Annotated in this window: 15 protein-coding genes; 14 read left to right on the top strand and 1 reads right to left on the bottom strand. The window is 62.6% G+C overall.

Translation table 11 applies throughout. The annotated features are described in order from the left end of the window. Positions 1 to 970 (bottom strand): terminase large subunit domain-containing protein (locus AC54AF_RS26340; protein ID WP_496638935.1); only part of this gene is annotated, 970 nt, incomplete at its 3' end. A 136-nt stretch (positions 971 to 1106) separates the two neighbouring features. Here AC54AF_RS26340 and AC54AF_RS26335 point away from each other — a divergent pair. From AC54AF_RS26335 to AC54AF_RS26270, 14 genes are all read left to right on the top strand, one after another. Beyond that, positions 1107 to 1895: a GPO family capsid scaffolding protein gene (locus AC54AF_RS26335; RefSeq protein WP_496638934.1), complete on the top strand. Its 789-nt coding sequence runs from the start codon at positions 1107 to 1109 to the stop codon at positions 1893 to 1895. A gap of 48 nt (positions 1896 to 1943) precedes the next feature. Beyond that, positions 1944 to 2963 carry a phage major capsid protein, P2 family gene (locus tag AC54AF_RS26330; RefSeq protein WP_496638933.1) on the top strand — a complete coding sequence of 340 codons (1020 nt, stop codon included), beginning with the start codon at positions 1944 to 1946 and terminating at the stop codon, positions 2961 to 2963. Beyond that, complete coding sequence (gene gpM, locus AC54AF_RS26325; RefSeq protein ID WP_496638932.1) at positions 2963 to 3679, top strand: phage terminase small subunit; 717 nt, start codon at positions 2963 to 2965, stop codon at positions 3677 to 3679. The genes AC54AF_RS26330 and gpM overlap by 1 nt, the downstream gene beginning before the upstream one ends. Positions 3680 to 3774: 95 nt before the next feature. Further along, a complete protein-coding gene (locus AC54AF_RS26320) occupies positions 3775 to 4278 on the top strand; it encodes a head completion/stabilization protein (RefSeq protein WP_496638931.1) in 504 nt (167 codons plus the stop codon). Beyond that, positions 4278 to 4487, top strand: coding sequence for a tail protein X (locus AC54AF_RS26315; protein WP_496638930.1), 210 nt, complete (start codon positions 4278 to 4280; stop codon positions 4485 to 4487). The genes AC54AF_RS26320 and AC54AF_RS26315 overlap by 1 nt, the downstream gene beginning before the upstream one ends. A 47-nt stretch (positions 4488 to 4534) precedes the next feature. Further along, positions 4535 to 4906, top strand: a complete 372-nt coding sequence (locus AC54AF_RS26310) for a hypothetical protein (protein ID WP_070224671.1) — start codon at positions 4535 to 4537, stop codon at positions 4904 to 4906. Further along, positions 4906 to 5466, top strand: coding sequence for a glycoside hydrolase family 108 protein (locus AC54AF_RS26305; RefSeq protein ID WP_496638929.1), 561 nt, complete (start codon positions 4906 to 4908; stop codon positions 5464 to 5466). Before AC54AF_RS26310 ends, AC54AF_RS26305 begins: the two co-directional genes overlap by 1 nt. After that, complete coding sequence (locus AC54AF_RS26300; RefSeq protein WP_496638928.1) at positions 5463 to 5975, top strand: lysis system i-spanin subunit Rz; 513 nt, start codon at positions 5463 to 5465, stop codon at positions 5973 to 5975. The genes AC54AF_RS26305 and AC54AF_RS26300 overlap by 4 nt, the downstream gene beginning before the upstream one ends. Continuing rightward, positions 5959 to 6447 carry a phage tail protein gene (locus AC54AF_RS26295; protein ID WP_289912091.1) on the top strand — a complete coding sequence of 163 codons (489 nt, stop codon included), beginning with the start codon at positions 5959 to 5961 and terminating at the stop codon, positions 6445 to 6447. The genes AC54AF_RS26300 and AC54AF_RS26295 overlap by 17 nt, the downstream gene beginning before the upstream one ends. Continuing rightward, the gene (locus AC54AF_RS26290; RefSeq protein ID WP_496638927.1) at positions 6444 to 6911 is read left to right on the top strand and encodes a phage virion morphogenesis protein; all 468 of its coding nucleotides are present in this window, start codon (positions 6444 to 6446) and stop codon (positions 6909 to 6911) included. The genes AC54AF_RS26295 and AC54AF_RS26290 overlap by 4 nt, the downstream gene beginning before the upstream one ends. Positions 6912 to 7005: 94 nt before the next feature. Further along, entirely contained in the window at positions 7006 to 7662 is a 657-nt protein-coding gene (locus AC54AF_RS26285) for a hypothetical protein (protein WP_496638926.1), read from the top strand. Between the two features lie 102 nt (positions 7663 to 7764). Beyond that, positions 7765 to 8436, top strand: a complete 672-nt coding sequence (locus tag AC54AF_RS26280) for a phage baseplate assembly protein V (protein ID WP_496638925.1) — start codon at positions 7765 to 7767, stop codon at positions 8434 to 8436. Next, a complete protein-coding gene (locus AC54AF_RS26275) occupies positions 8433 to 8777 on the top strand; it encodes a GPW/gp25 family protein (RefSeq protein WP_496638924.1) in 345 nt (114 codons plus the stop codon). The genes AC54AF_RS26280 and AC54AF_RS26275 overlap by 4 nt, the downstream gene beginning before the upstream one ends. Continuing rightward, a partial coding sequence (locus AC54AF_RS26270; protein WP_496638923.1) for a baseplate assembly protein occupies positions 8774 to 9524 on the top strand: 751 nt, incomplete at its 3' end. The genes AC54AF_RS26275 and AC54AF_RS26270, both read left to right, overlap by 4 nt.

Here is a 9524-nt window from a genome sequence, read left to right as displayed (position 1 = left end):
CCTGGTCCGCCTTGGCGCGGCGCTTGTTGAACAGCTCGCCCGTCCAGAACGGGTAAGCCTGGTGCGTGGTCGATGATGGCGTTGAAAAATACGTCTTGCGCCACTTCTTGTGGATGGCCATGCCCGAGGCCACCTTGTTGAGTTCCTGGAAATTCTGCGTCCAGAAAAATTCGTCAAAGTAAAAATTGCCGTGGTAGCCCTGCGCCGTGCGCGCATTGGTGCCCAGGAAGTACAGGTGCGCGCCGTTCGGCAGCACGATGGGGTCGCCCGTCAACTCGATGCCCGCTGCCTCGCGGGCGAATTGCACGATGTATTGCTTGAAGACGTGGGCTTGCGACTTGGAGGCGGACAGGAAGATTTGATTGCGCCCCGTTTCCATGGCGTCGGCCAGCGCCTCGCGCGCGAAGTACCAGGTGGCGCCGATCTGGCGCGACTTCAAAATGGCGCGCGTGCGCTGGTCGCCGTTGCGATACCAGACCTTTTGATAGTCGAAAAGCGAGTCCTGGAAGGCGTCGAGCAGCTGGATTTTCTGTTCTTCGCTGAAGTCGTTGCGGGTCGGCTTCTTCTTCGGGCCGGCATTGCGGTTCGCCAGCTTGGGATTGAGGTCCACCTCGTTGCCGCCCGGCTGCTCGTAGCGGCGTACGCGCGCCGCCTGCACGATAGCGCGCATCAGCAGATCGATTTCCTTGTAGTCGCTGCCGCTCTTGACCTCTTTTTCGATCAGTTTCACCAGGCGCAGCTCGGCCGCTGCCTCGACGTGCTCGATGGCCTGCGCCTTGTCCCATTCGTCGCGCAGCTTCCAGCTGTTGATGGTGCTGCGCTTGATCCCCAAGTGGCGCGCAATGGACGAAATGCGCCAGCCCTTCCAGTACAGGGCGCGCGCGGCGCGGCGTGGCTCGGATTCGGGCACGGCCAGTTCGGCGATTTTCTCGTCGGTGGTTTGTTCGCTAGTTTTCTCGATTGTCAGCATGCCGCCAGCGTAGGCCGCGCGCGCGCGGAGCGGGGAAAGGCAAAAGTCGCTATGGCCCATAGCAACCCGCACCGCATTGAATCGCAGCGCCAAGACGTTGACCATGGCGTTATCCGATCAACCGAGACACGCCACCATGCCTAAATCCCAATTCTTCCGCGTCGCCACCGAAGGCGCCACCACGGACGGCCGCAACATCGACCGCGCCACCATCGAGCAGATCGCCGCCACCTACAACCCGAAAACCTACGGCGCCCGCATCTGGCTGGAACACATCCGGGGCATCCTGCCCGACAGCCAGTTCAAAGCCTACGGCGACGTGATCGCCGTGAAGGCCGAGGAAGTGGATACCGACAGCGGCAAGAAACTGGCCCTGTTCGCGCAGATCGAACCCACGCCGGAGCTGGTGGCCATCAACAAGGCGAAACAGAAGCTGTACACCAGTCTGGAAATTCAGCCCGACTTTGCCGACTCGTCGCAGCCCTACCTGGTCGGCCTGGGCGTCACCGACAGCCCCGCCAGCCTGGGCACCGATGCTCTGAAATTCTCCGCCAGCCGCAAGCAGCAAAGCGCCAACCTGTTCACGTCCGCCGTCGAGGTGACGCTGGAATTTGAAGAGCCGCAGGGCACCAAGCTGGCCGACGCCGTGAAAAACCTGCTGTCGCGCTTCTCCAATAAATCCGGCGCCGACGCCGCGCAGTTCGCCGACATCAGCGAAGCCGTGCAGGCGCTGGCCGGCCACGTCGTCACCGCCAACGATAACTACGCGGACGCCATGACGCGCCTGGAGAAAACCGAAAAGGCATTGAAGGCCACGCAGGACGAGCTGGCCGCCTTCAAGGCGCAGATGGACGAAGCGCCCGGCAACGGCCCGCGCCGCCCGGCCGCTACCGGCAACGACGGCGCCGTGCAGACCGAGTTTTAAGCGCCCGCGCCATCCACGACACCCCATTCAACAACGGAGCACCAATACATGAAAAAGCAAACGCGCCAGGTCTTTGGCCAATATGAAACCCGCCTGGGCCAACTGAACGACACGGACAACGTGGCCAAGACGTTCAGCGTCACGCCCAGCGTGCAGCAAAAGCTGGAAACGAAGATGCAGGAATCGAGCGAGTTCCTGTCGAAAGTGAACATCATCGGCGTGACCGAACAGGAAGGCGAAAAGCTGGGCCTGGGCGTATCCGGCCCGATTGCCGGCCGCACCAACACCAAGGACAAGGAACGCAAGACGCGCGACCTGTCCACCCTGGACGGCACCAAATACCGCTGCGAGCAAACGAACTTCGACACGCATTTGAACTATGCCAAGCTGGATGCCTGGGCAAAGTTCCCCGATTTTCAATCGCGCGTGGCCAATGCCATTTTGACGCGCCAGGCGCTGGACCGCATCGTCATCGGTTTTAACGGCGTGAAAGCCATGGCCGACACCGATCTAGATGCCAATCCGCTGCTGCAGGACGTCAACAAGGGCTGGCTGCAGCACCTGCGCGAGCTGGCGCCCGAGCGCGTGCTGGGCCTGGTGGCCAGCGGCATGCCGGGCAAGGTCATCATCGGCGACGCGGCCGATGCGGACTATGCCAACCTCGACGCGGCCGTCACCGATGCCGTCAACCTGCTGGACCCGTGGTATCAGGAAGACACCAACCTGGTGGCCATCGTCGGGCGCAAGCTGCTGAACGATAAATACTTCCCGCTGGTGAACACCAAGCAGGCGCCGACGGAAACCCTGGCGGCCGACATCATCATCAGCCAGAAACGCATCGGCGGCTTGCCGGCGGCGCGCGTGCCTTACTTTCCGGACAACGCCATCCTCATCACGCGTTTCGACAATCTGTCGATCTACTTCCAGGAAGGCGCGCGCCGCCGCCGCGTCGAGGACGTGCCCAAGCGCGACCGCATCGAGAATTACGAGTCGTCGAACGACGCCTACGTGATCGAAGACCTGGGCCTGGCCGCGCTGGTGGAAAACATCGAGCTGAAAGACAAATAATGGCGAACCAATCCCCCGCCCTGCGCCACCGCGCGCGCATGCTGGCCGAGCGCACGGCCGGCGCCGCCGAGCCGCAGGGCGTCACCACCGGCACGGCCTACGAAATGATGCTCTACAAGCTGTCCGATGACCGCCGGCGCCTGAAGTCCATTCAGTCGGTGGAACGCAAGATCGAGGTCAAGGCCACCATGCTGCCCGACTATGCGCAATGGATCGACGGCGTGCTGGCTGGCGGCAAGGGCGCACAGGATGACGTATTCGCCACCCTGCTGGTGTGGCACATCGACACGGGCGAGTACGAGCGCGCCCTGGTCATGGCCGCCTACGCCCTGGCGCACAAGTTCACCCTGCCCGAGACTTACAGCCGCGACATTGCCACGCTGATGCTGGACGAGTTTGCCGAAGGCTACTTGCACGGCAAGCTGGCCAGCGATCCGCAGCACGCCGCCCAAGTGCTGGGCCAGGTGGAACAGTTGACGGCCGCCAGCGATGCACCCGACCAGGCGCGCGCCAAGCTGCACAAGGCCATCGGCCTAGCCATGATCGCCGTGCTCGATCAGGCGGACGACACGGATATCGCCCCGGCGCTGCTGGCGCAAGCGGAAAACGCCATGGGTCATTTAAAGCGCGCCCGCGCCCTGTCGGAAGCGTGCGGCGTCAAGAAAGATATGGAACGGCTGGAACGGCGCATCAAGCGCGCGGCCGACGCCAAGTAAAGAGCATCCCCCGCAGCACGGCGGCACGGGGGGATTCTGGCCAACCCTTTGACCTGATGAACCCCGTCCACCGCCCATTTTTGAAAGCGCCCCGTATGTCCTTCATGGCCCTGCCCCCGTCAAGCCCGCCCGGCACCGCCCCCGCGCCGCCAGCGTCTGTCCCTGGCATCATCGAGAACGACGGCTGGTTTCCCGACATAGCCCTGGCAGATATGCGCGACGCCATGCGCCTGGATGGCACCGTCACCGACGCGCGCCTGGTGCAAGCCGTGGTCGATGCCATCCTGCACGTCAACCGCGAGCTGGCCGACTGGCAGGGCAAGCAGGCCGCAGCCGGTATTGCCGCCCTGGTCGACGTGCCGGCCACGCGCATCAACCGCGAGTCCCGCTTGCTGGCGCAGTACCGGCGTGCCGTCTACAGCACGGCGAAAGCCGATCTGATCGAGCGTTACCGCGACTACGACAGCACGGCCACTTCCGTCAGCGACAAGAAAAGCATGGAGTGGCTCGACGAGGCGCCCGGCGCGCAGCGGCGCAATGCGCAATGGGCCATCGCCGATATCGTCGGCCGCACGCACCTGACCGTGGAATTGATCTGATGCAGGTGCGCACGCAGCAGCACGACACGGTAGACGCCCTGGTGTGGCGCTACCTGGGCGACGGCGCGGGATACGTCGAGCAAACCCTGGAAATGAATCCAGCGCTGGCGCGCCACGGCGCCGTGCTGCCGGCCGGCCTGGTCGTCACCCTGCCCGAGCCGGCGCCCAGCACGGGCCAGGCCACGGACATCGTGCAGCTATGGGATTAACTTTTTTAACAACACATCTACTTAGCCTCATCATGGAGAAACAAGCAATGTCCGCAGAATCGTTTGGTGGTTTCGCCACTCTGGTCAAACTGTACGGCTTCAAGGCGGCGCTGGGCATGGTCGGCGCGGCCATGCTGTACATCGTGCTGCCGCCCTTGAATGCTGACGGCACATTCAACAAGGGCGAATTCGTCGCCCGCCTGGCCTGCGCGGGCGTGTTCTCGTGCCTGCTGGGCGGCACGGTGTATCAACTGTTGTGCGCCCAGCTCCCTGCCATCGGCGCCATGGTCAACGCCTCCGCCATCGACCTGATCGTCGGCGCCCCCGGCTGGTGGGTATCGCGCGCGGTGGCCCTGTGGTTCCAGCGCCGCAGCGACAAGGACATCGCCGAGTTGGTCAAAGACGCGAAGGAACACTGATGGCCAGCACCGACAATCCACTGATCGCACGCGTCATCGACGCCATCCTGCGCGCCGAAGGCGGCTATGTGAACGACCCGCAAGACAAAGGCGGCGAAACCAATTTCGGCGTCACCGTGGCCGTGGCCCGCGCCAACGGCTACACGGGGCCGATGCGTGAACTGCCCGTGACGGTGGCCCGCGCCATCTACACGGCCCGCTACATCACGGAACCGAAGTTCGACCAGGTGCTGGCCATCCATGCCGGCATCGGCGCCGAAGTGATCGACACGGGCGTAAACATGGGACCGCACCGCGCGGCCGAATTCCTGCAGCGCTGGCTAAACGGTTTCAACGACACGGGTGCGCGCTACCCCGCCCTGTTCGTCGACGGCCGCCTGGGCGCGCAGTCGCTGGGCGCGCTCGCCGCCTTCCTGACATGGCGCGGCCAGGATGGCGCCGCCGTGCTACTGCGCGCCCTGAACGGCCTGCAGGCGGCGCGCTACCTGGACATCACCGAAGCCAACAAGACCCAGCGCCGTTTTCTGTTCGGCTGGATCAAGGAACGGGTGGCCATGTGACCGTGACCACCTGGCGCCCGCTGGCCGCTGTTCTCCTGTGCGGCGCCATCGCGGGCTGGACCGCGCAGGGCTGGCGCAAGGATGCCGCCATCGCCGAGCTGCAGCGGCAGGCGGCCACCAGCAAGACCAGCGCCGCCACCGCACTGGCCCAGACCACCGCCCGCGTGCTCACCCTGGAGCGCGCGGCCGGCGCCGCCCTAATGCTGCGCGCCGACCACCTCACCCAGGAGCAATCCCATGCGAAAACTGAACGCGACCGTTTCAGCCTTGATGTGCGCAGCGGCGCTGTGCGCCTGTCAATCCCCGTTGCCAGCGGCCAGTGCGCCGCCACTGCAGATACCACCGCTGCCGCAGGCCATCAGCACGAAGCGCGCGCCGAACTTGACCCAGCGACTGCGGCAGCTCTTAACGCCATTGCCGGCGACGGCGACGACGCCACCCGCCAGCTGAATGCCTGCATCGACACCTACAACACCGTGCGAGACACCTACCATGTACAAACCGAATAGCCTGCGCCAGCACCTGGCCGCCGCCATCCCCGATCTGCAGCGCGACCCCGACCGCCTGCTGGTCTTCGCCGACGAGGGCAACGTGGTGGCATCGGCCACCGCCTCCCTCTCCTTCGAATACCGCTTCAAGCTCAACCTGATCGTGACCGACTACGCGGGCGACGCCGACGCCATCATGGTGGCCCTGATCGCCTGGCTGAAAGTGCACCAGCTCGACCTGATGGCCAACGAGGAAACGCGCAAGCATGGCATCGCCTTCGAGGTGGATTTTAATAACCATGAAACGGTCGACATTTCGATCAAGCTGGACCTGACCGAGCGCGTGGCCGTCAAGGCCGGCGAGGCGGGCCGCCTCGATATCAAGCACCTGGCCGAGATACAGCACATGCCCGCCTACGCAGACGAGTTCTGGAAGCTGTATGACGGCGACACCCTGCTGGCCGAATGGCGCACGCCCGAGGCGACAGCATGAGTGACGACCTGCAAGCGTTGGAAGCCTGGGCCGGCGCCCTGCTGGCCAAGCTGCAGCCGGCCCAGCGCCGCACTATCAATCACAAAGTGGCCATCGACCTGCGCCGCAGCCAGGCGCAGCGCATCAAGGTGCAGCAGGGACCGGATGGCGCGGCCTATCCAGCGCGCAAGCGACGCAAGGAATTCAAGGGGAAGAATGGGCGCATCAAGCGGCAGAAGGCGGCCATGTTCGCAAAGATTCGTACTGCAAAACACCTAAAGGTGAAGGCGACCGGCGACCAGATCGAGGTCGGGTTCTTTGGATGGGTGGCGCGCGTGGCGCATGTGCATCAGTTTGGCCGGCAAGAACGCGTAACCCAAAAAGGCCCCGCCTACAAGTACCCAGAACGGCCGCTATTAGGCTTAAGTGAGCCGGATCGGACGTTAATATGTGAATCCTTGCTGAAACACATAGGGGCAGGGTAACACGCTAAAAACTACATCAATCCATATGAGAGTGAAGATCGAATACGTTACAATTTAAACCCACATAGAAAAATCACTATAGAGACTCAAAAAAATGGATCCGATTTCCCTTCTCCCTAGATTGATAGCCCCAATTAAAGATGCATTTCTGTTCTTCAAAAAAAAATGGTGGCCACCAAAATTTGGATATGAATTGGCGCACTCAAATATTTTGGAAATAATAGGTCCCTATGTTCCCAAAGAGAAAGTAATTGAACTCCTAGGACACCCACATAGGATTGAGCAAGAGAGTGCCGCCTACCGTTTTGAGAACGTTCTGCTACAAGTCAATTACAATAATGAAATCATAGAAAGTGTCGCAATAGTATCCCTAAAGATGCGATGGCCTAACCGTCTGAAAATATTTCCATTTGACTTAACGTTAGGATCATCAACATTTGAGGATGTACGTGAAAATGGAGAAATAAATTCACCAATAGAAATGAATAAGGATTTCAGTTCGAAATTCTACTGCTTATCCTACGAGCGCTTCTTCGGCCATCCTGGTCGATACTTTTACTACAATTTCGCTCTATTTTCTGGCGCAACTTTTCCGCCAGTAGAAATGCCAGATGCAAAACATGAATATGTTGACGAAAATGAAATGTATGGGCCGGAAAATCTCCTAACTACTGACGTAAAATTTAACGGGGTTTGCATATCCACAAAAGAAAAAGAGGGATTCAACTTCAGCTTTCAACTCTTTAATTAGATATTAACTTCCATTTTTGCGTTGTAGCTGCAGTGCTGTACATAGTCATTAACTTGCTTATCAACCCGCTCCCGCGTGCATCCGCACGCGGACTTCGGCAACATGCACTGCATGAACGCCGACCTGTCCGACCTCCTCCGCTTGCTGCAAAACCTGATCCGCCTGGGCACCATCGCCGAGGTCAACGGGGCCAAGGCGCGCGTCAAGCTCGGGCCGACACTCACCACCGAATGGCTGAAATGGGCCACGTGCCGCGCAGGCAGCACGCGCACCTGGTCTGCGCCCACCGTGGGCGAGCAGGTGATTGTCTTTTCCCCGGGCGGCGACCTAACGCGCGGCATCATCCTGCCGGCGCTGTACTCGCAGGCGTTTGACGCGCCCGAGTCCAGCGACAGCATCCACACCACGCATTACCCCGACGGCGCCGTGGTGCAATACGACCATGCGGCCCATACCCTGACGGCCACCCTACCCGGCGGCACCGCCACCATCACCGCCGACAAGGTCACGTCGAACGCGCCCAGCACTATCTGCACGGGCGACCTGACCGTCATGAAAAACCTGATCGTCATGCAAGCGGCCACCGTGAACGGCGCAACCGCGCTGAACGGCGGCGTGAACGCCAAGGCCGGCGCCGCTGGCGGCGTGGCCATGGCCGTGCAAGGCACTGTCAAGGCCAGCGACGACGTGCAGGCCGGCGCCATCAGCTTGCTCAAGCACCCGCACGGCGGCGTCAAGGCCGGTGGCGATCAGTCGGGCGGGCCGCAATCATGATGGGCATGCACGCCGCCACCGGGCGCAGCCTGACGGGCCTGGGCCACCTGCGCCAGTCCGTGACCGACATTCTCACCACGCCCATCGGCTCGCGCATCCGTCGCCGGCGCTATGGCTCCGAAGTGCCCGAACTGATCGACCAGCCCCTGAACAGCGCCACGCAGTTGCGCATCTACGCGGCCACCGCCTTTGCCTTGCGCCGCTGGGAACCGCGTTTGCAGCTCGCCAGCGTACAGCTCACGCGCGACACAGACGACGCCATCGCGCTGCTGCTCGATGGCACGGCCAATGGCCAGGGCATCACCCTGTCCGTGCCCGTCAAGCAAGGCGGCGCCGTATGAGCACGCCCATCGACCTGACCCAGTTGCCGGCACCGAGCGTGGTGGAAGTGCTAGACTTCGAAACCATTCTCGCCACACGCAAGGCGCACCTGGTCAGCCTGCTGCCGGAAGCCGAGCGCGCGGCCGTCACGGCCCTGCTGGAGCTGGAATCGGAACCGGCCACCAAGCTGCTGGAAGAGAACAGCTATCAAGAAACCATCCTGCGCAACCGCGTCAACGAGGCCGGCAAGGCCGTCATGCTGGCGTTCGCCCTCGATGGCGACCTCGATCAACTGGGCGCCAACGTCAACGTGGCGCGCCTGGTCATCACGCCGGCCAATCCGAACGCCCTGCCGCCCGTGGCCGCTGTCATGGAAGACAACGACGCCTACCGCCTGCGCATCCAGGAAGCGCCCGATGGCCTGTCCGTCGCCGGCCCGAAAGCGTCGTATGAATTCCACGCCCGCAGCAGCGACGGCCGCGTCAAGGACGCGAGCGCCACCAGCCCCGCGCCGGCGCACATCATCGTCACGGTGCTGGCCAACAATGACACCGGCATCGCCGACGCCGCGCTGCTGGCCACCGTGGCGCGCGCGCTCAACGCCGAGGACGTGCGCCCCCTGGGCGACCGCTTGAGCGTGCAGGCCGCCCAGGTCATCGATTACCAGATCGAGGCCACCTTGTTTATCGGCGTCGGCCCGGAAGTGCCGATCCTTCTGGACGCCGCGCGCGCCAACGCCGTGCGCGTGTCGCAGCCGCGCCGCCCGC

It is taken from the genome of Janthinobacterium sp. JF4 (assembly GCF_059617925.1).
Note: the sequence above shows the minus strand (reverse complement) of the source record. Positions and strands in the feature narration are given on the sequence as shown.

What these genes read in the sequence shown, in the direction of transcription:
- AC54AF_RS26335 (WP_496638934.1), top strand. Translation starts at nt 1,107, where the DNA reads ATGCCTAAATCCCAATTCTTCCGCGTCGCCACCGAAGGCGCCACCACG.
- AC54AF_RS26330 (WP_496638933.1), top strand. Translation starts at nt 1,944, where the DNA reads ATGAAAAAGCAAACGCGCCAGGTCTTTGGCCAATATGAAACCCGCCTG.
- gpM (WP_496638932.1), top strand. Translation starts at nt 2,963, where the DNA reads ATGGCGAACCAATCCCCCGCCCTGCGCCACCGCGCGCGCATGCTGGCC.
- AC54AF_RS26320 (WP_496638931.1), top strand. Translation starts at nt 3,775, where the DNA reads ATGTCCTTCATGGCCCTGCCCCCGTCAAGCCCGCCCGGCACCGCCCCC.
- AC54AF_RS26315 (WP_496638930.1), top strand. Translation starts at nt 4,278, where the DNA reads ATGCAGGTGCGCACGCAGCAGCACGACACGGTAGACGCCCTGGTGTGG.
- AC54AF_RS26310 (WP_070224671.1), top strand. Translation starts at nt 4,535, where the DNA reads ATGTCCGCAGAATCGTTTGGTGGTTTCGCCACTCTGGTCAAACTGTAC.
- AC54AF_RS26305 (WP_496638929.1), top strand. Translation starts at nt 4,906, where the DNA reads ATGGCCAGCACCGACAATCCACTGATCGCACGCGTCATCGACGCCATC.
- AC54AF_RS26295 (WP_289912091.1), top strand. Translation starts at nt 5,959, where the DNA reads ATGTACAAACCGAATAGCCTGCGCCAGCACCTGGCCGCCGCCATCCCC.
- AC54AF_RS26290 (WP_496638927.1), top strand. Translation starts at nt 6,444, where the DNA reads ATGAGTGACGACCTGCAAGCGTTGGAAGCCTGGGCCGGCGCCCTGCTG.
- AC54AF_RS26285 (WP_496638926.1), top strand. Translation starts at nt 7,006, where the DNA reads ATGGATCCGATTTCCCTTCTCCCTAGATTGATAGCCCCAATTAAAGAT.
- AC54AF_RS26280 (WP_496638925.1), top strand. Translation starts at nt 7,765, where the DNA reads ATGCACTGCATGAACGCCGACCTGTCCGACCTCCTCCGCTTGCTGCAA.
- AC54AF_RS26275 (WP_496638924.1), top strand. Translation starts at nt 8,433, where the DNA reads ATGATGGGCATGCACGCCGCCACCGGGCGCAGCCTGACGGGCCTGGGC.